19 protein-coding genes and 1 pseudogene are annotated in these 25,786 nt (G+C 61.9%); 14 read left to right on the top strand and 6 right to left on the bottom strand.

Features of this window, described 5'->3' with window-relative positions; all coding sequences use genetic code 11:
- The first annotated feature begins 619 nt into the window (after positions 1-619).
- Positions 620-2,077: an NCS1 family nucleobase:cation symporter-1 gene (locus ASD64_RS04200; protein WP_056101558.1), complete on the top strand. Its 1,458-nt coding sequence runs from the start codon at positions 620-622 to the stop codon at positions 2,075-2,077.
- Positions 2,078-2,205: 128 nt separating this feature from the next.
- Positions 2,206-3,324 (top strand): formylglycine-generating enzyme family protein, encoded by a 1,119-nt coding sequence (locus ASD64_RS04205; RefSeq protein ID WP_162249052.1) that lies wholly within the window; start codon positions 2,206-2,208, stop codon positions 3,322-3,324.
- Positions 3,325-3,345: 21 nt separating this feature from the next.
- Here ASD64_RS04205 and ASD64_RS04210 read toward each other — a convergent pair whose 3' ends face one another.
- The 4 genes from ASD64_RS04210 to tpiA form a co-directional block, all read right to left on the bottom strand.
- Positions 3,346-4,974, bottom strand: a complete 1,629-nt coding sequence (locus ASD64_RS04210; RefSeq protein WP_056101562.1) for a CTP synthase — start codon at positions 4,972-4,974, stop codon at positions 3,346-3,348.
- A 136-nt stretch (positions 4,975-5,110) separates the two neighbouring features.
- Positions 5,111-6,223, bottom strand: coding sequence for a L,D-transpeptidase (locus ASD64_RS04215; protein WP_056101135.1), 1,113 nt, complete (start codon positions 6,221-6,223; stop codon positions 5,111-5,113).
- Positions 6,224-6,437: 214 nt separating this feature from the next.
- The gene (secG, locus tag ASD64_RS04220; protein ID WP_056101139.1) at positions 6,438-6,893 is read right to left on the bottom strand and encodes a preprotein translocase subunit SecG; all 456 of its coding nucleotides are present in this window, start codon (positions 6,891-6,893) and stop codon (positions 6,438-6,440) included.
- 153 nt (positions 6,894-7,046) lie between these two features.
- Positions 7,047-7,811, bottom strand: a complete 765-nt coding sequence (gene tpiA / locus ASD64_RS04225) for a triose-phosphate isomerase (RefSeq protein ID WP_056101140.1) — start codon at positions 7,809-7,811, stop codon at positions 7,047-7,049.
- Between the two features lie 124 nt (positions 7,812-7,935).
- Between tpiA and ASD64_RS04230 the strand changes: the two genes are divergently transcribed.
- From ASD64_RS04230 to lexA, 6 genes are all read left to right on the top strand, one after another.
- Entirely contained in the window at positions 7,936-9,828 is a 1,893-nt protein-coding gene (locus tag ASD64_RS04230; protein WP_056101565.1) for a SurA N-terminal domain-containing protein, read from the top strand.
- Positions 9,825-10,835, top strand: a complete 1,011-nt coding sequence (gene trpD / locus ASD64_RS04235) for an anthranilate phosphoribosyltransferase (protein ID WP_056101143.1) — start codon at positions 9,825-9,827, stop codon at positions 10,833-10,835. Before ASD64_RS04230 ends, trpD begins: the two co-directional genes overlap by 4 nt.
- A gap of 4 nt (positions 10,836-10,839) precedes the next feature.
- On the top strand, positions 10,840-11,658 hold the full coding sequence (trpC, locus tag ASD64_RS04240) for an indole-3-glycerol phosphate synthase TrpC (protein WP_056101145.1): 819 nt from the start codon (positions 10,840-10,842) through the stop codon (positions 11,656-11,658).
- Positions 11,655-12,143: a cyclic pyranopterin monophosphate synthase MoaC gene (gene moaC, locus ASD64_RS04245; RefSeq protein ID WP_056101148.1), complete on the top strand. Its 489-nt coding sequence runs from the start codon at positions 11,655-11,657 to the stop codon at positions 12,141-12,143. The genes trpC and moaC overlap by 4 nt, the downstream gene beginning before the upstream one ends.
- Position 12,144: 1 nt before the next feature.
- The gene (glp, locus tag ASD64_RS04250; RefSeq protein ID WP_056101151.1) at positions 12,145-13,350 is read left to right on the top strand and encodes a gephyrin-like molybdotransferase Glp; all 1,206 of its coding nucleotides are present in this window, start codon (positions 12,145-12,147) and stop codon (positions 13,348-13,350) included.
- Between the two features lie 115 nt (positions 13,351-13,465).
- Positions 13,466-14,185, top strand: a complete 720-nt coding sequence (gene lexA, locus ASD64_RS04255) for a transcriptional repressor LexA (RefSeq protein WP_056101154.1) — start codon at positions 13,466-13,468, stop codon at positions 14,183-14,185.
- Between the two features lie 729 nt (positions 14,186-14,914).
- Here lexA and ASD64_RS04260 read toward each other — a convergent pair.
- Positions 14,915-17,386: a ComEC/Rec2 family competence protein gene (locus ASD64_RS04260; RefSeq protein ID WP_056101156.1), complete on the bottom strand. Its 2,472-nt coding sequence runs from the start codon at positions 17,384-17,386 to the stop codon at positions 14,915-14,917.
- Between the two features lie 93 nt (positions 17,387-17,479).
- Between ASD64_RS04260 and gltX the strand changes: the two genes are divergently transcribed.
- The 3 genes from gltX to ASD64_RS04275 all read left to right on the top strand — a co-directional run bounded on the left by gltX (position 17,480) and on the right by ASD64_RS04275 (position 20,969).
- Positions 17,480-18,901 carry a glutamate--tRNA ligase gene (gene gltX / locus ASD64_RS04265; protein ID WP_056101158.1) on the top strand — a complete coding sequence of 474 codons (1,422 nt, stop codon included), beginning with the start codon at positions 17,480-17,482 and terminating at the stop codon, positions 18,899-18,901.
- 180 nt (positions 18,902-19,081) lie between these two features.
- On the top strand, positions 19,082-20,371 hold the full coding sequence (gene gltA, locus ASD64_RS04270) for a citrate synthase (protein WP_056101161.1): 1,290 nt from the start codon (positions 19,082-19,084) through the stop codon (positions 20,369-20,371).
- A gap of 418 nt (positions 20,372-20,789) precedes the next feature.
- Positions 20,790-20,969, top strand: coding sequence for a CsbD family protein (locus ASD64_RS04275; protein ID WP_056101165.1), 180 nt, complete (start codon positions 20,790-20,792; stop codon positions 20,967-20,969).
- A 61-nt stretch (positions 20,970-21,030) separates the two neighbouring features.
- On the opposite strand, the pseudogene ASD64_RS04280 reads toward ASD64_RS04275, so the two are convergent.
- Positions 21,031-22,161: pseudogene (locus ASD64_RS04280) on the bottom strand (metallophosphoesterase).
- Between the two features lie 1,144 nt (positions 22,162-23,305).
- Between ASD64_RS04280 and fumC the strand changes: the two are divergent.
- The 3 genes from fumC to ASD64_RS04295 all read left to right on the top strand — a co-directional run bounded on the left by fumC (position 23,306) and on the right by ASD64_RS04295 (position 25,784).
- Complete coding sequence (gene fumC / locus ASD64_RS04285) at positions 23,306-24,703, top strand: class II fumarate hydratase (protein WP_056101568.1); 1,398 nt, start codon at positions 23,306-23,308, stop codon at positions 24,701-24,703.
- A gap of 105 nt (positions 24,704-24,808) precedes the next feature.
- A complete protein-coding gene (locus ASD64_RS04290; RefSeq protein ID WP_056101169.1) occupies positions 24,809-25,231 on the top strand; it encodes a DoxX family protein in 423 nt (140 codons plus the stop codon).
- 151 nt (positions 25,232-25,382) lie between these two features.
- Complete coding sequence (locus ASD64_RS04295; protein ID WP_056101571.1) at positions 25,383-25,784, top strand: DoxX family protein; 402 nt, start codon at positions 25,383-25,385, stop codon at positions 25,782-25,784.
- Positions 25,785-25,786 lie beyond the last annotated feature (2 nt).

Raw genomic sequence — 25,786 nt, forward strand, 5'->3', positions numbered from 1 at the left:
AGGTCGCACTAAATTACTAAACGAGCGTCCGAACGGCCGCCCGTCTTCCCGACCTCTCATCGAGGTCAGTTCTTTGACAATGGCCAGACGGCGAAGCTGGGCGTGGCAACCATACAGCACGAACTCCGATAGCCGTCTGGCCATCCGGGGTCCCCGCCAGCGACGAGCGCAGCGAGCGAGCTTAAGGGCGGGGCAAAAACACCCAGGGCCGAAAAGGCAGCGTGGCAATGAATAAGCGCAACCATCTCTTCGTCATCCTAGGGCGGAGCAGGCCGAAGGCCGATGCGGAGACCCTAGGATCCATGCCATGACGGAGCGGCAGCGCGGTACGGTGCAGGACATCCCTCGTTCTGTTCCGCCGAACAACTCCCAAGCGTTACGGCATGGATCCTCGGGTCGCGCCTTTCGCTGCGCTCAGGCTTGCCCGAGGATGACGAAAGGAAAAAAGCGGGGCAAAGACACTCAGACGGCAATGCCGGGCGTGGCGATGAATACGTGCGAGGCCAAGGTGGAAGACCCGTCAGGGGCCGCTGCCGCTGTCGAGCAGAATCCTTTTTGCATTCCACAAGGGAAGGCGTATTTTTCTGTTACCGCGCTGGGGAGTGCGGAGGAGGAAGCCATGACAATACAAGGTGCATCACCGGACCTTTACAATGAAGACCTCGCGCCCGCGACAGTCCGAAACTGGGGGCCGTTTTCCATCTTCAACGTATGGACGTCGGACGTCCACAGCCTTTGGGGCTACTATCTGGCCGCCAGCCTGTTTCTGTTTTGCGGCGGCTTCGTCAATTTCATCGTCGCCATCGGCATCGGCTCGCTCATCATCTACGTGCTGATGAACATGGTCGGCTACGCGGGCGTCAAGACCGGCGTGCCCTACCCCGTTTTGGCGCGCGCTTCCTTCGGCATATGGGGGGCCAATTTGCCGGCGCTGGTACGCGCGGTCGTCGCCTGCTTCTGGTACGGCGCGCAGACCGCGCTCGCTTCCAGCGCTCTGGTCGCATTGCTGATCCGCACCGACTGGTTCTTGCAGTTCCACCAGAACACCCATTTCCTCGGCCACTCCGGGCTGGAAGTCATCTGCTTCCTCATCATGTGGGGGCTGCAGCTCCTGATCATCCAGCGCGGCATGGAAACGGTCCGGAAATTCCAGGATTGGGCCGGCCCCGCCGTCTGGATCATGATGCTGATCCTGGCCATCTATCTATGCGTAAAGGCCGGAACCTTCGCCATCACCAGCGATATTCCCATGGACGTGCTGCTGGAGAAAACCAAGGATGCGGGCGTGCCCGGCTTGCCCGGCTCATGGACCTCGCTGTTTGCGGTCGCCGCCATCTGGGTCACCTACTTCTCGGCGCTCTACCTGAACTTCTGCGACTTTTCCCGCTACGGCAAAAACAAGGATGCCGTTCGTATCGGCAATCTGTGGGGCCTGCCGATCAACCTCGTGCTGTTCTCGCTGGTCGCGGGCATCACCACCATCGCCGCCTATGACGTCTATGGCGAGGTGCTGATCCATCCCGAACACATCTCTGCCAAGTTCGACAGTTGGTTCCTGGCAACGCTTGCGGCGTTGACCTTCGCGGTGGCGACTCTGGGCATCAACGTGGTGGCCAACTTCGTCTCGCCGGCCTTCGACTTCTCCAACGTCTTTCCGCGCCATATCAGCTTCAAGAAGGGCGGCTATATCGCGGCGCTGATCGCGCTTGGGCTCTATCCCTTCGCGCCATGGGAAAGCGGTGCCGCCGTCTTCGTCAGCGCCATCGGAGCGACGATGGGCCCGATCTTCGGCGTGATGATGGTGGACTATTACCTGATCCGCAAAGGCGAAGTGGATGTCGAAGCGCTCTACCGTGAAGACGGCGAGTTCCGCTTCCAGAACGGCTGGCACGTCAACGCCCTGATCGCAGCGGGGATAGGCGCGATGTTCTCGTCGATCCTGCCGTCCTTCACCGACTGGCTGCCGTCCTGGTGGGGCGTCTATGGCTGGTTCTTCGGCGTCGCCATCGCCGGCGTCATCTACTACGTGCTGCGCTCGGCAGCTGTCGGGTCCGGTGTCAAAGTGGCCAAGGCCTAGCAGGCTGCTTTCCAACCGAGGCGGCTGACCGCAAGTCGGCCGCCTCGGCGGACCCCAACCAAAAGAATTACGGCCTGCATTCTCACCCACCAGAAATGCTCCGCTGCCCGCTGATTGGCGGGCTTGGCTTGCTCAAGCACTCTGTGGGATTCTGCACTGTTGCGGCGTTCGTCTTATACTCCAGGGGGAGAGAGATGCGATTTGTACGTGCAGCTTTTACGGCAATTCTTCTCGGCACATATGCGACGCTGGCCCAGGCGGTTCCGCCGTCGAGCTTCAAGGACTGTGAGAACTGCCCGGAAATGATAGCCCTTCCGTCTGGGAAATTCCTGATGGGGGCAAGCGAGAAAGAAGTTCGTGCCGTTAAATACGTAGATGCGTCACTTCCGCAGCACCAAGTCGACATTGCCTACCCCTTCGCGATCGGGCGCACAGAGGTAACTGTCGAAGAGTTCGGCGCCTATGTGAAGGAAACCGGTGCCCAGGTTGGCGGCAATTGCGGAATACGCTTGGCCGAGCAGGGCGACTTCGCATTCAAATATGTGGGAACGCTTCACCCCAACAGCGGCAAGGATGTCGAAAGCCCATACGTCATGTTTATTACGGACGGCTCCTATATCCAGCCCGGCCTGCCTGTCGGCGCCAAACAGCCAGCCGTGTGCATCTCGAGACATGAAATGAGCGGTTATCTGGATTGGCTTAGCCGGAAGACAGGCAAACATTACCGATTCCCGACGGAAGCGGAGTGGGAATATGCCTACCGCGCCAACACAAAAACCATCTCCTTTTGGGGAGACGGCTTTAAAAAGACCTGCGAATACGCCAATTTCGGCGACCGCAAATCCGGCTACCAGGCAGGCATGGCGGCACCCTGCGCGGAAAAGATCCGTCCGCTCTGGAGTGCCGATGCTGGCAGCTACAAGGCCAACCCCTGGGGCCTCTACGATATGGCGGGCAATGTCCAGGAATTGGTCGAGGACTGCACGCACGAAAACTACAACGGCGCCCCTTCGGACGGTTCGCCATGGACCGAGGAAGGCTGCCTGACATTCGTCACGCGCGGTGGCGACTACGAGTTGACGCAATACAACATGCGCGCCTCGGATCGCCTGTTCATGGGGCATGTCGAAGGCCCTGGAAACGACGATCTCATTTGGCCAAAGGAACAATCCCTGGATATCCGCGAAAACCTGGTCGGCTTTCGCGTCGCCGTATCCATGGACGATACTGCTTGGGATCGGAAGTGACCCTCGGCGCGCGACCCGGACTCAGACCAGGCGGCTCTGCTCCACCGCAGCCTCGATGAACGAAGCAAACAGCGGGTGCGGATCGAGCGGCCGGCTCTTCAGTTCGGGATGGTACTGGACGCCGATGAACCACGGATGATCCGCATACTCGACCGTCTCCGGCAGCACGCCGTCCGGCGACATGCCGGCAAACACCAGCCCGCAATCCTCAAGCCGCTGCTTGTAGTCGATATTGACCTCGTAGCGGTGGCGATGGCGTTCCGAAATCTCGGTCGTGCCATAGATGGCCGCGATCTTGGAACCCGCCGCAAGCCGGGCGTCGTAGGCGCCAAGGCGCATGGTGCCACCGAGATCCTCGGTTTCCCTGCGTTTTTCCAGCATGTTGCCCTTCAGCCATTCGGTCATCAGGCCGACGACCGGCTCCTTGGTCGGACCGAACTCGCTCGATGAGGCATGTTCGACACCGGCCAGCGAGCGCGCCGCCTCGATGCAGGCCATCTGCATGCCGAAGCAGATGCCGAAATACGGCACCTTGCGCTCCCGGGCGAACTTCGCCGCCATGATCTTGCCTTCCGAGCCGCGTTCGCCGAAGCCGCCCGGCACGAGGATGCCGTGCACCTTCTCCAGCCACGGCGACGGATCTTCCTTCTCGAAGATCTCGCTTTCGATCCAGTCCAGCTTGACCTTGACGCGGTTGGCCAGCCCGCCATGGGACAGTGCCTCGATCAGCGATTTATAGGCGTCCTTGAGGCCGGTGTATTTGCCGACGATGGCGATGGTGACTTCGCCTTCTGGATTGTGGATGCGCTCCGCCACGCCCTGCCAGGGTTCCATGCGCGGCTTCGGCGCCGGGTCGATGCCGAAGGCGGCCAGCACTTCGGAGTCGAGGCCTTCCTTGTGGTAGGCCATCGGCACGTCATAGATGTGCCCGACATCCAGCGCTTGGATGACAGCCGATTCGCGCACGTTGCAAAACAGCGACAGCTTGCGGCGTTCCTCCTTCGGGATCGGCCGATCGGCGCGCACAAGCAGGATGTCCGGCGCAATGCCGATGCCGCGCAGTTCCTTGACCGAATGCTGCGTCGGCTTGGTCTTCAACTCGCCGGCGGTCGGAATATAGGGCATCAGGGTCAGATGCACGTAGACCGCGTTGTTGCGCGGCAGGTCGTTGCCGAGTTGGCGGATGGCCTCGAGGAACGGCATCGCTTCGATGTCGCCTGCGGTGCCGCCGATCTCGCACAGCACGAAGTCGAAATCGTCATTGCCGTCGGTGATGAAATTCTTGATCTCGTCGGTGACGTGCGGAATGACCTGTACCGTCGCGCCGAGATAATCGCCGCGGCGTTCCTTCTCGATGATGTTCTTGTAGATGCGGCCGGTGGTTATGTTGTCCTGGCTGTTCGCGGAACGGCCGGTGAAGCGTTCGTAGTGGCCGAGGTCGAGGTCCGTCTCGGCCCCGTCGTCGGTCACGAACACCTCGCCGTGCTGATACGGCGACATCGTTCCGGGATCCACGTTGAGATACGGATCGAGCTTCTTGAGGCGTACGTGATACCCACGAGCCTGCAACAGCGCTCCTAAAGCTGCCGATGCAATGCCTTTTCCAAGTGAGGAGACCACGCCGCCGGTGATGAAAACATATCGCGCCATGGGAACCATCGCTTAGCGCGGCCGGATTGATTCCGCCAGAGGAAAAACCGCCGCGCGAGGTTTTTCCCGGCCAAGACTGCATTCAAAACAAAAGGGCCGGCTGGCTGCCGGCCCTCGAGCCATGAATTGTCAGGCGTCAGAGAACGACGACCTGAGTACCCATTTTCACGCGCCGGTAAAGGTCCATTACGTGATCGTTGATCATTCGGAAGCAACCATTCGAAGCGCTCGTCCCGATCGTCTGCGGCTGGTTGGTGCCGTGGATTCGCAGATGCGTATCCTTTTTGCCTTCATAAAGGTAGATGGCACGGGCGCCGAGCGGATTTTCGGGCCCTCCTGCCATGCCGTCCTTGTACTGGCCATATTTTCTGGGCTCCCGCTCCTGCATCTCCTTGGTAGGAATCCAGCGCGGCCACTCCTGCTTGTCACCGACAGTCGTCGATCCCTTGAACTGCAGCCCATCGCGGCCAACCGCGATCGCGTAGCGGCGGGCGGTGAAGGCGGACTCCACAAGGTAAAGCCGGCGCTCATTGGTATCGATGACGATGGTGCCCGGCTTGTAACCGGTGAAGCTCACTTCCTGCGGCTCAAACTCCGACTTGACCTTGAACTGCTTCTTGGCCTGCTGCTTGCGCAACACCGAATCCAGGGCGCGCGTCTCGGGGAGCATAGACATCGATGAGGTCGTGCCGCCAAACAGGCCGGCAAAGAGACCGCCACCGCTGCGTTCCTGCTTCTGCCCAGGCTTTGGCTCGCTGCGCAATTCGCCATTGTTGCCGTTGAGCGCAACATTCATCGCCTCGGCTGGTATCGCCTCTTCGGCGTCCTGGATCGGTTCGGCGGGCTGAACGGCCTTGAGCTGCTTCGCAGGCTTGGCCTCGGAAACCTTGGTCGCGGCCTTCTGGCCCTTGCTGTCGAGGAACGCCTGCCGCGAAGCCTCGGCCTTTGCCTTGGCAGCGTCGCGCAATGCCTGCTTCTTCGCCTCGACGGCCTTGACGCGCGCAGCAGCCTGGTCCGCCTTGATCTGGGCTTCAAGTTCCTTGATGCGGGCCAGATCTTCGTCTGTCGGTTTCTTTTTCTTCTTCAGCGCCCGCAACTCGGCAGTCGGGCTTTTGGCAGCGACATTGACGACATCGGTCGTCGCTACGGTCGGCGCTGCGGCGGTGGAAGCTGGGGTGGCGGCAAAGGCGGGAGCGCTTACGCAAAGCGCGGCGCACAGGCCAGCTAAAATGAAGCTGCGAAGCTGCATGGCGAAAATCCGATCAGAAAAGCTTGTTGCCCACGGCCCTGCTCGGTATCCCGCAGGCACCGAATTCGCCGCAGGCCACCTATAGTCGAAGCACCGAGACGTTCTCAAGCGGCAGGGGGCAGCCAGCCTTGGCGAATCTTCGCTGGAACGCGCATTTGCTGGGACTGTGTTCAAAGAACAACAGTTGCCGCAAACCTAATAAAGGGAAGTCGGTTTAGTTGTTCGGGACCTGCGGCGTCATCGGCTGAGCCGCGCCTTCCGGCGCAGGTGTCGTTGCCGAATCAGTTGCCGGTGCGGTCGCTGCACCATTCGCCGGAGCCGTCGGGGCCGCATCACTCGAGGACGGCGGAGCCACCGGGGCAGTCGTGCCCGGAAGCTGATCGAGAACGCCCTTGCCCGGAACGCTGCTTTCCGTTGCCGGAGCGCGGTCGAGGATATCGGTCGGCTTGTCGCCATAGCGGGCCAGGATCGAAAGGGCCAACGACGTCGCAAAGAAGGCCGCCGCCAGGATCGCCGTCGCCCGCGTCAAGGCATTTGCCGCGCCACGCGCCGTCATGAAACCGGAGCCACCGCCAATATCGAGTCCGCCACCTTCGGAGCGCTGCACAAGCACAACGCCGACAAGGGCGAGCACGATCATCAGATGGACGACAATAAGTACGGTTTCCATAATCTACCTTGGCAATGCCTGACAGCCGGGAGGAAGGCTATCGTCTGGAGGCGGCTCAATACAATGCTTTGACGGCATTTCCAAGCCCGCGCCCGCAATATGGTGGCTCACATCTGCTTTGCAACCAGCGGCGGTCCGATGGCGCGGCCCGGCTCACATTTCGTTATAGGCTTCCGCTATGCCAAGAAAGTCCGATGCCTTCAGGCTGGCGCCGCCAACCAGGGCTCCGTCGACATTCTCGACGCCCAAAAGCTCGACGGCGTTCGAGGGCTTGACCGAACCGCCATAGAGAATGCGTACGCCACTGGCGACCGTACCCAGCCTGTCGGCCAGCCTTGCACGGATATGCGCGTGCGCCTTGGCGACATCGGAGGCGGTTGGCGTGAGCCCTGTGCCGATCGCCCACACGGGCTCGTAGGCCACGATGGTGTTGGCCGCAGTGGCGCTCACCGGTACCGACCCTTCGATCTGACGCGAAAGCACATCGAGCGTAGCGCCGGCCTGTCGCTCGGCATGGGTTTCGCCAATGCAGATGACAGCCACAAGTCCGGCGCGCCAGACAGCCGCCGCCTTGGCATGAACCATGGCGTCGTCCTCGCCATGATCGGTGCGCCGCTCGGAGTGGCCGACGATCACGTGGCTTGCGCCCGCGTCCCTCAGCATCTCGGCGGAGATGTCGCCGGTATGGGCGCCATTCTCTTTCGCGTGGCAATCTTCCGCGCCGGTATGAACAGGTGTCCGGGACAGGATTTCGGCAGCACGCGTCAAAAGCGTCGCAGGCACGCAGACCAGAGCTTCCGTCTGCGCATCAAGGCCGCTCATGAAGCCGTTGCCGATCATCCTCAGTTCGTTGAGCGAGGCGCTTGTGCCGTTCATTTTCCAGTTGCCGGCGACAAGCGGGCGAATTCCTGGCGTCATGGCGTTTCATTCTCCGACGGGATCCGTGATGCGCACACTCAGTACCAAAATCAAACCACAAAGCAATCGACACTGGCGGCGAAGGACGCTATTGCCCTTCCCTTAGCTGAAACCGGACGTGATCATGCTCAGTAGCTTAAGAAATGCGGCGAACACCTGGGTCTCCAAGGCTCTACTTCTCGTATTGGTGCTGAGCTTCGCTGTTTGGGGTATCTCGGGCCAGATATCCGGCGTCATCGGCGGGCATGAATCCGTCGTCACCGTTGGCGGCACGACAGTTTCGGTCAACGACTATCGCCTCGCCTATGACCGGCAGCTCAACCTTCTGTCGCAGCAGTTCGGCCAGCGGCTGACGCAAGAACAGGTCAACGCCTTCGGTCTCGGCAACCAGGTGCTGGCACAGCTTGTCTCCGGTGCCCTCCTCGACGAACAGGCGCGCAAGATGGGTCTTGGCATTTCCAAGGACCGGCTGGCGGCGCTGACCCGCGAGGATCCGGCGTTCCAAGGAGCCGGCGGCCAGTTCGACCGCCAGACCTTCGATTATGTGCTGCGCCAGATCGGCATGCGGCCCGACGACTATCTCTTGAACCGGTCGCAAGTGGCCAAGCGCCAACAGATCGTGGAGGCTGTCTCGGACGGTCTCAAGACGCCGGACGCCTTCCTCAAGGCTGTCGCGCTTTATCAGGGCGAAGACCGCACGGTCGACTATATGGTGCTGCCCAAGTCGCTGGTCGAACCGGTGGAAGCCCCTTCCGACACCACGCTTTCGGCCTATTTCGAAGAAAACAAGCAGGCCTACGCCGCTCCGGAATACCGCAAGTTCTCCTATGTGCGGCTCGAACCGGAAGACATCCTGGATACGACATCCGTGACCGACCAGCAGGTCGAGGAGGACTACAAGAAGAACAGCGAGCGCTACACGACGCCGGAAACGCGCAAGATCGAACAGCTCGTGTTCAAGTCCGAGGACGCAGCCCGGGCAGCACATGATTCCCTCAACACCGGCGCCACCTTCGACAGGATCGCGGCAGCCGAGGGCAAGACCGAGGCGGACATGCTGCTTGGTACGCTCTCAAAGGATAAGATCGCCGACCAGGCGGTAGCGGACGCGGCCTTCGCGCTCGACGTCAACAAGGTCAGCCAGGTCGTCAAGGGAGCCTTCGGTCCCGTCCTGTTGCGCGTCACCGAAATCAATCCGGAAGTGGTGAAGCCGCTCGCCGAAGTGTCGGACCAGATCCGCAAGGATATCGCGCTCGGCGAAGCCAGCCGCGTCCTCCTGGACGTGCATGACTCTTACGAGGATTCGCGTGCCGGCGGCGACAGCATGCAAGAAGCCGCGGCCAAGCAGAAGCTGAAGGTCGTGACGGTCGAAGCGATCGACCGCGCCGGCCAGACGCCTGACGGTACGGTCGTCAAGGACCTGCCGGAATCGGCCAGCCTGATCAAAGCCGTCTACGAGGCGGAAACCGGCGTCGAAAACGAAAGCCTGACCACGGCGGACAACGGCTACCTGTTCTATGAGGTCAACGGCATCACCCAGGCCCGCGACCGCACGCTGGACGAAGTGCGCGAGAAGGTCGTGGCCGACTGGACGGCGGCGGAGACCACCAAGCGGCTCAGCGCCAAGGCGGCCGAGCTTGAGCAGCGCCTCAAGGCCGGCACGGATCTCGATGCCATCGCAAGCGAAATGTCCCTTGAAAAGCAGACCAAGCGCGGCCTCAAGCGGGCCGCCGACGATGCCGATTTCGGCAGGGCGGGCGCCGCGACGATGTTCGGCGTCGGTGAAGGCGGCGTTGGCGCCATCCCCTCGCCGACCGGCGACGGGCAAATCCTGTTCAAGGTCGTGGAAGTGTTCGAGCCGGCGGGCGCCGATGCAAGTTCGGTGGCCGAAGAAACCCGCAAATCGTTTGCTGCCGGCATGAGCGATGATCTGCTCGACCAACTCGTCGCCCAGTTGCAGACGCAATACAGCGTCGAAGTCGATCAGGTCGCGATCTCGCAGGCGCTTGCCAGATGAACGGCCTGAAGCCTCATATCGCCAAGGTGGCGGCAGGCGGCGCGCTGACTTTTGAGGAGGCCCGCGAGGCGTTCGACATCATCATGTCTGGCGACGCCACGCCCGGCCAGATCGGCGGCTTCCTGATGGCGCTGCGCGTGCGCGGCGAGACGGTCAGCGAGATTTCGGGCGCCGTTGCCACCATGCGCGACAAGATGCTGCGCGTCGATGCGCCAGCGAATGCCATCGACATTGTCGGCACCGGCGGCGACGGCTCGCACAGTGTCAACATCTCCAGCGCCTCCGCCTTTGTCATCGCCGCCTGCGGCGTGCCGGTGGCCAAGCACGGCAATCGCGGCCTGTCGTCGCAAACCGGCGCGGCCGATGTGCTGATGGGCCTCGGCATCAAGATCGACGTTACCCCCGAGGTCATTGCCCGCTGCATCGAGCAAAGCGGCGTCGGCTTCATGTTCGCGCCGGCCCACCATCCGGCGATGAAGCATGTCGGCCCGACGCGCGTGGAACTCGGCACGCGCACGATCTTCAATCTGCTCGGGCCGCTGTCCAACCCGGCGGGCGTCAAGCGCCAGATGGTTGGCGTATTCTCCCCTGAATGGATCGTGCCGGTGGCCGAAGCGCTGAAGAAGCTTGGCGCCGAACACGCTTGGGTCGCCCATGGCGACGGCTACGACGAAATCACCACCACCGGCGAGACCGAGGTGGCGGAACTCGTCGGCAGCGAAATCCGCACCTTTACGCTGACGCCGGAAAGCGTTGGCTTGAAGCGGCACACCAAGGTTTCGCTGCGCGGCGGCGACGCCGCATTCAACGCCAAGGCGCTTCGTGACATGCTGTCCGGCGCACCGGGCGCCTATCGCGATACGGTGCTGATGAACGCCGGTGCCGGACTGATCGTGGCCGGCAAGGTCACGACGCTTCAGGACGGTGTCGGCAAGGCGGCCGAGGCCATCGACAGCGGGCGGGCATTGCAGGTGCTGGACAAATTGGTCAAGGTTTCCAACGGTTAGCTCAATGGCCGATATCCTGCGCAAGATCGAAGCCTACAAGCGCGACGAGATCGCAATCGCCAAGGCGCGCCTGCCGCTTGCCGAACTGAAGGCGCGTTCGCGCGATGTCGATGCGCCCAGGGGCTTCCTCGCCGCACTGGAGGCCAGGACAAAAAAGGGCCAATACGCGCTGATAGCGGAAATCAAGAAGGCCAGCCCATCCAAGGGCTTGATCCGCGCCGACTTCGATCCTCCTGCCCTGGCGAAAGCCTATGCCGAGGGCGGAGCGGCGTGCCTGTCGGTGCTGACCGACGCGCCGTCGTTCCAGGGCGCGCCGGAATATCTGACGAACGCCCGCAAGGCAGTAACCCTGCCCGCATTGCGCAAGGATTTCCTGTTCGACCCCTACCAGGTCTACGAAGCGCGCGCCTGGGGCGCCGACGCCATACTGATCATTATGGCAAGCGTCGATGACGCGCTGGCGCGTGAACTGGAAGAGACCGCGTTTTCGCTGGGCATGGACGTGCTGGTCGAAGTGCATGACGAGCCGGAACTGGAGCGTGCGCTCGGCCTCTCCTCACGGCTCATCGGCATCAACAACCGTAATCTGCGCACCTTCGAGACCACGCTCGAAACCTCGGAACGTCTTGCCCCGCTGGTACCTGCCGACCGGCTTCTGGTCGGCGAAAGCGGCATCTTCACCAATGCCGACTGCAAGCGGCTTGCCCAAAGCGGCATCGGCACGTTCCTCGTCGGCGAAAGCCTGATGCGGCAGGACGACGTGGCGGGCGCGACGCGCGCGCTTCTTGGCTTGCCGGCGCCGGCGGAAGCGGTGCGGCTATGAGTGAACGCCCTGCCCTCACCCATATCGGCGCCTCCGGCGAGGCGCATATGGTCGATGTCGGCGGCAAGGCGGAAACGGTGCGCACGGCGATTGCGGAAGGCTTTGTTGCCATGCAGGCCGAGACGCTGGAGATGATCCTCGTCGGCAATGCCAAGAAAGGTGACGTTTTGGGCACGGCGCGCATCGCCGGCATCATGGCGGCGAAGAAGACGCATGAACTCATCCCGCTCTGCCATCCGCTGCTCTTGACCAAGGTATCGGTGGATATCGAACCGGACCATGCCCTGCCTGGCCTCAAGGTCACGGCCATGGCGCGCGTTACCGGCAAGACCGGCGTGGAGATGGAGGCGCTGACGGCGGCGTCCGTCGCATGCCTGACAATCTACGACATGGCCAAGGCGGTGGACCGCGCCATGACGATCTCCGGCATCCGGCTGATGGAGAAGTCCGGCGGCAAGTCCGGCGACTACAAGGCGCAGGTCTGAGATGGCTCTGCTGCCCGTCGACAAAGCACTCGAGCGCCTGCTGGACGGCGTCGAGCCACTGCCTTGCGAAACCGTGGCGCTGGCCGACGCCTATGACCGGGTGCTGGCAGAGCCGATCATAGCCATGCGCACCCAGCCGCCTTTCAACGCCTCGGCGATGGACGGTTACGCCGTGCGGGGCGCGGACGTCCAGAAGGCCCCTGCTCTGCTTAAGGTGATCGGCGAAGTAGCAGCCGGCCACAATTTCGCTGGCACGGTCGGTAGCAGCGAGGCAGTTCGTATCTTCACCGGCGCACCCTTGCCTGATGGAGCCGACACCGTCGTCATCCAGGAAAACGTCAGCGTTCTCGACGGCAACCGCATCGAGGTGTCATACGCCGCCCGCCACGGCGGCAATGTCAGGAGCGCCGGGCTTGATTTCGTGGCTGGCGACAGGCTGCTCGACGCGGGCCATGTGCTCGGTGCCAGCGCGCTGTCATTGGCCGCGTCCGCGAACTATCCGCAGCTGGACGTCGTCAAGCAGCCATTGGTCGCCACCATCGCAACGGGCGATGAGTTGCTACCGCCGGGAAGCACCCCTGGGCCGGGACAGATCATTTCTTCGAATGCCTATGGCGTCATGGGATCGGCACGGTCCGTCGGCGCCCGCGCCCTCCACCTTGGCATCGCGGCCGACCGCAAAGATGCAATCGCGGCGCTCGTAAGGCAGGCCGTGTCTGCTGGAGCAAACGTCATAGTGACCTTGGGCGGCGCTTCCGTGGGTGATCACGACCTCGTTCACAAAGTGCTGACCAGCGAAGGCATGGAGCTTGATTTCTGGAAGATCGCGATGCGCCCCGGCAAGCCGTTTATGTTCGGGCGCATGGGTGCCATCCGTTGCATAGGCCTGCCCGGAAACCCGGTGGCGAGCCTGGTGTGCTCGCAGCTTTTCGTGAAACCGCTGCTTGCCCGCCTTGGCGGTCGCCCCTTCCGCCAGGATATACGCGAAGCGCTGCTCGGTGCGCCGATAGCGGCGAACGATCGGCGGCAGGATTACGTCCGCGCCACACTTGCACAGCAAGGCAGCGCGCTGGTCGCCACGCCGTTCCAGGTTCAGGACTCTTCCATGCTGCGAACCATGGCCACGGCTGGCTGCCTCATCGTGCGCGAACCTTTCGCGCCGGCGGCCGAGGCAGGGGCACCCTGCCATGTCCTGTGCCTTAGCTGAACAAATCATCAACAAATTCATTAAACTTTAAACGGTTGCGGAACACAACTGGAACAGATAGTGTTTGTTCCGGGTTTGTTTTCCGATTCTGGATTCACCGCGACCGGGGGCCGCAATGCTGACGCGCAAGCAACATGAACTTCTGCTCTTCATCCACGAGAGATTGAAGGAGAGCGGCATTCCGCCTTCCTTCGACGAGATGAAGGAGGCGCTCGACCTTGCTTCGAAGTCCGGCATCCATCGGCTGATCACCGCACTCGAAGAGCGCGGTTTCATCCGCCGCCTGCCCAACCGGGCTCGGGCGCTTGAGGTGTTGCGGCTGCCGGATTCGATCGCCCCGGGATTGAATGCGGCAAGGAAGTTCTCGCCCAGCGTCATTCAGGGAAGCCTTGGACGGCAGACCAGGGAACCGGCCCGGCTACAGTCGGCCGGCAATGATGACGATGCGGTGGTTGCGATTTCCATTCCCGTCATGGGCCGTATCGCCGCCGGTGTTCCCATCGACGCCATCCAGCACAAGACGCATTCGATTTCGGTTCCGCCGGACATGATTGTCGGCGGCGAACACTACGCGCTTGAGGTCAAGGGCGATTCGATGATCGAGGCCGGCATTTTCGACGGCGATACCGTCATCATCCGCAATGCGAATTCCGCAACGCCTGGTGAGATCATTGTGGCGCTGGTGGACGAAGAGGAAGCCACATTGAAGCGCTTCCGCCGCAAAGGCGCTTCCATTGCGCTGGAGGCTGCCAATCCAGCCTATGAAACGCGCATTTTCGGCCCCGACCGCGTCAAGGTGCAGGGAAAGCTGGTCGGATTGATCAGGCGCTACTGAGGCAAAAGTTTCGGCACGAGGCGAGGCTGAGCGCTGAAACGCTTGGCCCGTTTCTGCTGGCCGGCTTCCTCGCCGGTCGTTCCACGATCGGTTTCGAAGTCGACCAGCATTCACTCCGGCGACCTGTTTTGGAATGAGGCATTTTGTCTTTCAAGACAAAGGTCTAGGGCCATAATTTCGTGACATTTCTTACCCAATTGACGGGTGGCTTTCACGCCAACCTCACTGTCACGAATGAACGCACCCTGAGATTTGAACGGGGTGGAAGGAGCTTACGATGTCCGCCTCTCGGTTCTGTCTATCCTGCGCAGGACCACGCCCACGTGCAGCAGTCCGATGTCCTTGGTGCCAGCGCAACTACGACGCAATGCGCGGCCACCCTGAACATCTTTTTGGAGCACTTCGCGGTGAGAGGGAACCTTCGAAAACATGGGTTGAAGCAGTCTAGGACACCGGACCGATAAATCGGATCCGGTTTTCGGAAAGCCCGACACTCAACAAAAGATAGATCGCCGCTATGCGTCCATCAGGACGCATAGCGATCTGATGCTTGTCACCCGAAAGCGGGAACCGGTTTCGGGACGATATGCGTGAGAACAAATACTTAAAGCGTGGCCGGCGAATCTGAAAATCGCGACGCTCTTTGGGCATGATCTGCCGACTGCTCGAAGCACTCCTGCTTCGCAGGGTACGAATTCCACATATCTCCAGCGCCGGGAAAGGCTTGCACTATCCTCCGGCCAGAGGTCCCGGCTCGGGACTTATCGGAATGCTGCGACCCTTGCGCTTGTACGGTTCCATTCCCCTCGCTTCACGTGAGAATTGCCGCTGGACATGCCAGGGGCGGTAATCCTTCTCGACGGCAAAGCGGACCTGCGGGACCGAACCGGCCGCGCCGGGAGCGAAGAAGACGGCGGCGCTACCCGATCTTGCCAGTTGGCGTTTGGTAATGACGACTATCGATGCCCTTCGGCAGGGGTCGGATGCCGTGGCGTCGTCGATCACCACGACATCCGCGAAGGCACAGGCGGGCCTTGCCGCGATTGCCGATTTCGCCTGTGCAACGACCTTGCCGGAGATATGTCTCGCCACGCAGAGATCGTCCGTGCACCGAAATGGCGTTCCGGGCGGGCCAACGACCTCAAGCCGCTCAGGTGCGGTCTTGAATGCCTTGGGATCGGGCTTGGCAATCGTTTCGGCGTCGAGCGCACGCAGCCAATTGTCGATGGTGAACGCGTTCGGGCGCGACCGGTTGACCGCCAGCCTGCCGCCCCCTACCGGCGTTGCGACCAGCCGCGCATCCTCCGAGATCAGGACATCGGGCGTCTGCACCTGCGCGACCGTCAGCAATCCCGCTGCCGCGACAGGTATGGCGGCGAGCCTCAACCATGTCGTCGTCATGGTCGCGATCACCAAGGCAATCGTCATCAGCACGACGGAAGAGGCCGAAACCAGGCCGACAGCGTCGAGCGGAGAAAGCGTTGCGATCCATGCCGACATGGCGATCATGGCGGAGAGCCCCTTGCCCATCACGTACAGGAACGGGCCATCGAGGCCGACCGGCATCAAGAGCGATGCAAAGACCGCAAACGGCATGACGAGGATCGAGACGATCGGCATCACCGCGAGATTGGCGAACAGGCTGAGCGGTGCGACGCGCTGGAAGTGCCATATGGCAAACAGCGCCGTCGCGCCGCCGGCAATGATCGAGGTCGCGGCAAGTCCCGCCATCATCACTGCAAACCGATGCAGAAGCGTTCCCGGCCACGACCGTCCACGGGTGTAAGCCGCGGCCTGCCGCGACGCGCGGTAGTCGCCCCAGCCGGCATAGGCGCCGATGAGCGCGGCCGTTGCCGCAAACGAAAGCTGGAAGCTTGGCCCGACCACTTCGTGCGGCGACAATGCAATGACCACGATGGCCGAGATGGCGAGGTTGCGCATGGTCAGCGCCGCGCGGTCGAACAGCACCGCCGCCAGCATCACCGCCAGCATGATGAAGCTGCGTTCGGCGGCAACGACCGCTCCCGAAATCAGGAGATAGGCGGCTATGGCAAACAGCGCCGCTGCCGCCGCATACTTCTTGGTCGGCCGCCGCGAGGCAAAGCCGGGAAACAGTGCGAACGCACCTCGCATCAGGGCCATGACAGTGCCGGCAACGAGCGCCATATGCAGTCCGGAGATCGATATGATGTGGTAGATTCCAGTCTTTCGCATCGCTTCGTTGATGGTTTCTGGAATGCCTGCGCGCACCCCGACGATCAAGGCCGCTGCGATCTCTCCTTCCGGCCCGCCAACCGTTTCACGAACGTGATCGGCGATGCCGTCGCGGGCGCGCTCGATTGCCGCCGTGATCCGCGATGCCAACGACATCGGCGCGGGCGCGCTCGCCTGCGGTCCGGAAAGAAAAAAACCACTCGCCCCGATACCGTCGAAATAACTCTCGAACGAGTAGTCATAGCTGTCCGGGCGCACCGGTCCGGTCGGCGGCAACAGCCGCACAAGGCCGGTTATCGTCGAGCCTGCCGTCAGCCCTTGCGGAACCTTGCGCGCCGAAAGGCGCACGCGTTCGGGTTGGTATCGCAGCGTCGGTCTCTCGGTGGAAACGACATCGAGCGTGAGCCGCACCCGGCCATTGGCCATATCGTCGATCGACACCACCTGGCCGGTCAGCCGCGTGGAGACTTCCGAACCCAGCATGGCTGTGCTCGCCCGCCAGGTTTCCACCTTTCCGGCGAGCATGCCGACACTGCAAAGCAGCATGGCCGCAACGCAAAGGAAGGCGGCATGCCGTGAACGCACGCCCCAGGTAAGCACCGCGAGCGCCACGGTCGCGGCAAGCAGGGCGCGCCAGTCCGGCTCTGCGTCCAGCGAGAAATAGACGATCGCGCCAACAGCCAGGAGCACCGGTACCAACAGGAAGGCCGCGCCTCTATCCAATTCGGTCGCGACGGCCTTTGTCGCATCCGCTCGCAAGCCTGACAGAGTGAGCGCGCGCAAGCGCCCGAAACGGCGTACCGGCTGCCGGTGCGCGTTGAGCTCGATCGACTCAGCGGGAACCGCGACCGGCTCGGAAGCCACTGGCGAACGTTCAACTGGAATTGAGGGAAGCCGAGCCAGCGGCGGCGAGGCAAAAAACGAGCGCTCGCTGACCTCGCTCAATGCACTTGCAACGTCTTTCTCGCCCCGAGCTGATCCAGCCATCGGGTCTGCCCCTTGCACCCAAGGCTCCTATGGTACATGAACGCGCCAACTGTAAAAGCCTGCGCTGCCAGGCCGCCTGTTGTTCGAGGTTACATGTCCGAAAAGGTCGTCACGCGCTTCGCCCCCTCGCCCACAGGCTTCCTGCATATTGGTGGCGCGCGCACGGCTTTGTTCAACTGGCTCTATTCCAAGCATACGGGCGGAACGATGCTGCTGCGCATCGAGGATACCGACCGCGAGCGCTCGACGGATGCGGCCACCGCCGCCATCCTCGAAGGCCTTTCATGGCTGGGCCTGGCCTGGGACGGCGAGCCGGTCTCGCAGTTCGAGCGCGCCCCGCGCCATCGCGAAGTCGCCGAAGAACTGGTGCGCCTCGGCAAGGCCTATTACTGCTACGCCACGCCGGCCGAACTCGACGACATGCGCGAGAAGGCCCGCGCCGAAGGCCGTCCACCCCGCTATGACGGCCGCTGGCGCGACCGCGATCCGTCCGAGGCGCCCAAGGGCGTCGCCGGCGCGATCCGCGTCAAGGCGCCCGCCGAAGGCGAAACCGTCGTTCACGATCTCGTGCAGGGCGAAGTGCGCTTCCTCAACAAGGATCTCGACGATTTCATCATCCTGCGCTCGGACGGCAACCCGACCTACATGCATGCCGTGGTGGTGGACGACCACGACATGGGCGTCACCAACATCATCCGCGGCGACGACCATCTCACCAATGCCGCGCGCCAGACGGTGATCTACAATGCAATGGGCTGGGCCGTGCCGAAGATGGCGCACATCCCGCTCATCCACGGCGCCGACGGCGCCAAGCTTTCCAAGCGCCACGGCGCGCTCGGCGTCGAAGCCTACCGGGCGTTGGGTTACCTGCCCGAAGCGCTGCTCAACTACCTGGCGCGGCTCGGCTGGAGCCACGGCGACGATGAAGTGATGTCGATAGCCGACATGATTTCCTGGTTTGACATCAAGGACGTCAACAAGGGTGCGGCCCGCTTCGATTTCGCCAAGTTGGAAGCGCTGAACGGCACGCATATGCGCGCCATGGACGATGCAAAGCTCACCGATATCTTCCTGGCGACGCTGCCCTATCTGCCGGGTGGCGAGGCGCTCGCCGCAAGGTTCGACGATGCCGCCAGGGCAAGGTTGCGCGCGGCCATGCCCGGCCTCAAGGAGCGGGCCAAGACCTTGGTCGAACTTGCCGACAGCACGTATTTCTTGATAGCGGATCGTCCGCTGCAACTGGACGAGAAGGCCGCTTCCATTCTCGACGCCGGCGCCAAAAAGGTCCTTGGGGATATCCTTGCCCGCTTCAAGGCGCTGACGGAATGGAGCGTGTCATCCACCGAGGGCGCGGTTCGCGACTATGCGGAAACAACAGGGTTGAAACTGGGCAAGGTGGCACAACCCTTGCGCGCCGCCCTGACCGGCAGGAGTACCTCACCGGGCGTATTCGACGTGCTGGTGGTGCTTGGACGGGAAGAGAGTTTGGCGCGTATCGCTAATCAAATCGATTAGGGAATCTGGACCAAGAAGAATGGCATTGAAACCGTCCTATTGCGGTGCAACATTAGCAACTGGACCAACCGGCCTGGCACCCCGCCGAGGCTGCGATTTCGAACATTTCAATGTTTTCGGATTTTGCGTCGCAGAATGAATTTTGCCTTGCGGGCATGAGGAAATAATAAGGAGTTTGCAATGACCGGATCGACCGCAAAACTGGAGCTTGGTGGCAAAACTCACGAACTCAAGGTGCGAAGTGGCTCGGTCGGCCCGGATGTCGTGGATATAGGCGCACTCTACGCCACCACCGGCGCATTCACATACGACCCGGGCTTCACCTCGACGGCAAGCTGCGAATCGCAAATCACCTTCATCGACGGCGACGCGGGCATTCTCCTGCATCGCGGCTATCCCATCGACCAGCTCGCCGAGCACGGCGACTTCCTCGAAGCCTGCTACCTGCTGCTTTACGGCGAATTGCCGACCAAGGCGCAGAAGGACGACTTCGACTACCGCATCACGCGCCACACCATGGTGCACGAGCAGATGTCGAAGTTCTTCTCAGGCTTCCGCCGCGACGCCCACCCGATGGCGGTGATGTGCGGCGTGGTCGGAGCATTGTCTGCCTTCTACCACGACTCGACCGACATCTCCGATCCTTACCAGCGCATGGTCGCCTCGATGCGCCTGATCGCCAAGATGCCGACGCTTGCCGCGATGGCGTTCAAGTATCACATCGGCCAGCCGTTCATTTACCCGAAGAACGACCTCAATTTCGCGGCCAACTTCCTGCACATGTGCTTTGCCGTGCCGTGCGAGGAGTACAAGGTCAATCCGGTGCTGGCCCGCGCCATGGAGCGCATCTTCATCCTGCACGCCGATCACGAGCAGAACGCTTCGACCTCCACGGTCCGTCTGGCGGGTTCGTCGGGCGCCAACCCGTTCGCCTGCATCGCGGCGGGCATTGCCTGCCTTTGGGGTCCGGCCCATGGCGGCGCCAACGAGGCGGCGCTCAACATGCTGAGCGAGATCGGCCATGTCGACCATATTCCCGAGTTCATCGCCCGTGCCAAGGACAAGAACGACCCCTTCCGCCTGATGGGCTTCGGTCACCGCGTCTACAAGAACTACGATCCGCGCGCCAAGATCATGCAGAAAACCGCCCATGAGGTGTTGGGCGAACTCGGCATCAAGGACGATCCGCTGCTCGACATCGCCATGGAACTGGAAAAGATCGCGCTGACCGACGAATACTTCATCGAAAAGAAGCTCTACCCGAACGTCGATTTCTATTCGGGCATCACGCTCAAGGCCCTGGGCTTCCCCACCACCATGTTCACCGTGCTGTTCGCCGTCGCGCGCACCGTCGGCTGGATCGCCCAGTGGAAGGAAATGATCGAAGACCCGCACCAGAAGATCGGCCGTCCGCGCCAGCTCTATACCGGTGCGACCGAGCGCGACTACGTGCCGATCGCCAAGCGGTAAGCATCAGGCGGGCGCTGACACCAGATACTGACAAGGGCGCCAACCGGCGCCCTTCTATTTTTGACGATCGAAAAATATCATTTTTTTGGAACCATTCCTCCGGCACCGCATTATTCCGGTGTCGAAGCAAGTCGACGGAGCAATCCGAAGAAGGGCTGACGACAACAAGGACGCCTCCCACACATCAAACGGTGCGGGAGGCGTTCTTTTGTGATCCAGCACCAGCTCTCACTTTAAAGCCGCATGCTTAGAGCGCAGCGCGATCTTTCAGATTCGCTGGCGCGCTCTAAGTACTTGTTTCTATGCATGTCGTTATCCCGAAACCGGGGCCCCTTTCGGGCGTCATGCATGAGAAATCTGCGGAACCGAAACCCCGCCTCCCCGTTTCCCTTGGCACGTTCAATCCAGGAGATGCGAAATGGTGAACAAGGATCAGGTCGCCGGCGTGGCCAAGCAGGTCAAGGGCTCGGTCAAGGAAACGGCCGGCAAGGCCACCGGCAACAAGCAGACGCAGGCCGAAGGAACGGCAGAGAAGATCGCCGGCAAGGTCCAGAAAGCCTATGGCGACGTCAAGCAGAAAGTGAAGAACGCGCTGTAGCCCGAGATTTAAAAAGGCGGCTTCGGCCGCCTTTTTCATCGCAAGTCGGGATTGTGGCCCGTCATCCCGACAGCGTCTTGCTGAAGGCGTTGGTGAAAACCGAGCCGCCTCTATCGTCGCTCGCCTCGCCGAGCACGACATCCATGGCATCGTTGGTTATCCGGGCCAAGGCGAAGCCGCCCATATAGGCGGCCTTCGGCTTGAACAGATCGAGTTTGCCTTGGCGATAGATTATCGGCGTTTCATGCTGATGGCCGTGGAATATCCCGATCACAGTGTAGCTGGCCAGCACCTCGACGAGGGCATTCCGTTCCACCTCGCTCCACCAGTGCGGCGCACCGCTGCCCTCGTCATCGAAGGTCTTTTTGGTAGCGTCCCAGGTCTCGGTCGAAAAGGCATCCCAGCCATAATGCTGGAAAAGCACGACCGGCCTTCCGTCACCGGCAAAAGTTGCCAGATCCTACTTCAGCCACGGTAGTCCGCTTACCGCGCCATGGCCGGTATCGCCGGCAAAGCGATGGGTCTGGACGAGGTGAACTCCGCCCCAATCCCATGAATAGCAGTCGGAATCGGCGTCATAGCTGGTGGCTGGCACCGCCGGCTTGAAGAAGACGCCGGGGCGGTGGTTGACCTCGATATAGTCGCGCAATTCGCGGCGATACCAATCGACATGGGGCGGCGGGCCATTCTGGTCCAGATCGTGGTTGCCGAGCCCGGCATAGACCGGCACATGCACACGATCCGGTCCGACGCCTTGCTGGTAGCGCTGGCTGAACTGCAGCAATTGCGTGCCTTCGCTGGGTTGCGTTACCTGTCCGCCGCCATCGTCGGTCATGTCGCCGCCAACGACGAGCCCAAGCGGGGTTCCGATCCGCTTGCCCGCCGAATGCAGGCCTGTTGCAACGCCGCCGATCTCAGCCGGCCACTCGATCTCGGCGATCCCGTTCAAAGCCGCAATGTTGCGCAACAGATTGGCGTCCGTCTTTCCCTCCGTTTTGCAATCAGGTCTCAGTCCGCTCGCCATGCGGCAGGCGTGGACATCGCAAACAAAAAGAAAAGTCGCATCGATCGGCGGGATTTTTGCCGCCTGCTGGGCGCTTGCGCGTCCGGACAGGCCAGCCGCCCCCAGGCCCGCCATGCCGGCCAGCACCGCGCGCCGCGTCGGCAACCGGGAACTCACGCGATCCATCATGGCCGGCAGTTCACCACACAGGCGGCCAATTCGTCTAGGGCATCGGCCGGAAAGTGGAATCCGGTTTCGGAAAATCCGATGCTCAACAAACAGATAGGTCGCCACTACGCATCGGTCAGGATGCACGGCGATCTAGGATCAGGATCTGTTGATTTGACTGGAATGGCATTCGAATGGCGAAAGATGCAAGGAAAAGCCCGCTGAGCGGGGGGTCCCCCGGTCGAGGGTTTTAACGAAGCAGGTCGACGCCAGTTCGAGCATCCATCGGATCGGGCGGATTTGTGCGGACTACTTTGTCGCAATGTCTTGAAAGCGCACCGGCGGTCCAATTACCCCTCTGGGAGGTAGAGTTGTGGATCGACCTCTCCCCTTCACCCCGCCAACCCGTTGATCCCGCTCGCTTCGACAAGAAACCGTCGACATTCTTTTCCACACCCCTCGCCACCGCCTGCATACTCACCCCATCGCTTCTACGGGAAACTCGGTGCGCACCGGGTATCGAGGGGAAGCGTCGGTCCGGGCTGGTCGTCCACGGTGGGCGGCTGGGTGATGAACCCCCAAGTCCGGCCCTCGAACCGGGCATCGTGTGCCGGTGGGCAACCGCATGGCCGGTGTGCCGGTTGAGGGAAGCCACCGGACGGGCGGCCGCAAGGTCGCATTACTTACCTAAACGAGCGTCCGAACGGCCGCCCAAAAGGCAGCGTGGCGATGATGGAACGCGCCCATCTCTTCGTCATCCTAGGGCGAAGCAGGCCGAAGGCCGTCGTGAAGACCCTGGGATCCATGCCGTGACCAAGCGGCAGCGCAATACGGTGCAGAAGGCCCCATTCTGAACCGCCGTATGCCTTGCAGCCACCGTCACGGCATGGATCCTCGGGTCGCGCCCCTCGCTGTGCTCGGGCTTGCCCGAGGATGACGAAGTGGAAAGGAGTGCGCTTCCCTTCCGCCGCCGGACGTACCCCGCCAGCGACGAGCGCAGCGAGCGGGCTTAAGAGCGAGGCAAAGCACCCGAACTGCAAAAGGACGTGGCAACAATTCCTATTGAACCGATTTGCATCGGGCCCGAAGCAATCTCTCCTTGAAGCGCATGATGCAACGCGATAGGCCCGTCGCGACTGTTGGACATGTGCAGGAGACCGGCACCGTGAGCGCTGAAAAGACCAGAACCGAAACCGATACGTTCGGACCGATTGAAGTTGCCGCCGACCGCTATTGGGGCGCGCAGGCGCAGCGTTCTCTGGGCAACTTCAAGATCGGCTGGGAAAAACAGCCCACCTCCATCGTGCGTGCGCTTGGCATCGTCAAGCGCGCTGCCGCCGAAGCCAATACGGCGCTCGGCCGGCTGGACCCGAAGCTTGGCGCGGCAATCGTCGAGGCGGCTCAGGAAGTCATCAACGGCAAGCTCGATGACCACTTTCCGCTGGTGGTGTGGCAGACGGGGTCCGGAACCCAGTCCAACATGAACGCCAATGAGGTCATCTCCAACCGCGCCATCGAACGGCTCGGCGGGGTCATGGGCTCGAAGAAGCCCGTGCATCCCAACGATCACGTCAATATGAGCCAGTCGTCGAACGACACCTATCCGACGGCAATGCACGTCGCCGCCGCCGAGCGCATCGTCCACGATCTCTTGCCGGCCTTGAAGCATCTCCATGCCGCGCTCGACGCCAAGGCGAAGGCCTTCGATCACATCGTCAAGATTGGCCGCACCCACACGCAGGATGCCACCCCGCTTACCCTTGGCCAGGAATTCTCCGGCTATGCCGCTCAGGTCGCATCCTCGATCAAGCGCATCGAGTTGACGCTGCCCGGTCTGTGCGAACTGGCGCAGGGCGGTACCGCCGTCGGCACCGGCCTCAATGCACCGATCGGCTTTGCCGAAAAGGTCGCCGACCGCATCGCCGAAATCACCGGCATCGACTTCAAGACGGCCCCAAACAAGTTCGAGGCACTGGCCGCGCACGATTCCATGGTGTTCTCGCACGGCGCCATCAACGCCACCGCAGCGGCGCTGTTCAAGATCGCCAACGACATCCGCTTTCTGGGTTCCGGTCCCCGCTCCGGTCTTGGCGAACTCTCCTTGCCGGAGAACGAACCGGGTTCATCGATCATGCCGGGCAAGGTCAACCCGACCCAGTGCGAGGCGCTCACTCAGGTCTGCATACAGGTGTTCGGCAACCAGGCCGCACTCACCTTCGCCGGCAGCCAGGGCCATTTCGAACTCAACGTCTACAACCCGCTGATGGCCTACAACTTCCTGCAATCGGTGAAGTTGCTCTCCGACGCTTCCGTCTCGTTCACCGACAACTGCGTCGTCGGCATCGAGGCCCGCGAAGACAACATCAAGGCAGCGCTTGAACGCTCGCTGATGCTGGTGACGGCGCTGGCACCGACCATCGGCTACGACAACGCCGCCAAGATCGCCAAGACGGCGCACAAGAACGGCACGACGTTGCGCGAGGAAGCGCTTGCCACCGGTCTGGTCAGCGAAGCCGACTACGACCGGCTGGTGCGCCCCGAGGACATGACACATCCGGGCTGACCGCCTTCGGCGACAGTGAACAATGTGTCGCCGGATCAGCATCTTTGGTGAACGATCGATTGCGTCTATGTAGGCGGCATCGTTCACCCCCCGGAGACTTTTGCCATGTCCATCAACACTTCCACCGTAGCAGCCCCCGCCTCTTCGAATGCCTCGGTCGCCATTCTGGTCGGCCGCGTTCTCTTGTCCGCTCTGTTCGTTCTGTCCGGCTTTGCCAAGCTGACCGCAATTTCCGGCACCGCCGGATGGTTCGAAAGCATCGGCCTGCCGCTGCCCACCCTCACCGCCGTGGTTGTCGGCCTCGTTGAATTTTTGGGCGGCCTTGCCATCCTCGTCGGCTTCAAGACCCGCATCGCCGCCATCCTGCTGGCGGTCTTCACTCTTGGTGCCACGGCGATCGCTCACCTCGATTTCGCAGACCAGATGCAGGTGCTGATGCTACAGAAGAACCTCGGCCTTGTCGGCGGCTTCCTGCTGCTCGCTGCGGTCGGTGCCGGTTCGATCTCCATCGACGGCCGCCGCGGCTGATAGTCTCTTCCACCCAACCCATAAGAATCAGGGGCGCGGAAGTTTCCGCGCCTCATTTTCGTTGCCTTTTTTGTCCCCACATGCAGGACTGCCGCTAGAATGAACCTGTAGTCGTCGGGTGCTGTCCTGCGACCTGTGGAGAGGCAAGGATATGTCCCGAGACGTAGCTCTTTTGTTGTCGCGCGTCCTTCTCGCCGCCCTTTTCATTCCTGCCGGATTCCACACCATCAGCGACATCGCCGGTTCCACCTCCTACTTTGCAGGGCTGGGCTTTCCGGCGCCACAGACCACCGCATGGGGTGTAGGCTTGTTCGAGCTTGTTGCCGGGATGTTCACCCTCATCGGCTTCCAGACCCGCCTTGTATCGCTGGCCATGGCGCTTTTCTGCATCGCCGCAGCGTTTTTGGGCCATTACGGCCAAAGCGCTGGTGACCCTGTGTTGGCCTTCATGCACCAGCAGATGTTGATGAAGGACATGGCGATAGCGGGTGGTTTCCTCGCCTTGGCTATGGCCGGCCCTGGATCTTTTTCGGCCGATGCGCGGCGCGTGTAAGG

Source organism: Mesorhizobium sp. Root157 (assembly GCF_001427385.1).
Lineage (GTDB): Bacteria > Pseudomonadota > Alphaproteobacteria > Rhizobiales > Rhizobiaceae > Mesorhizobium.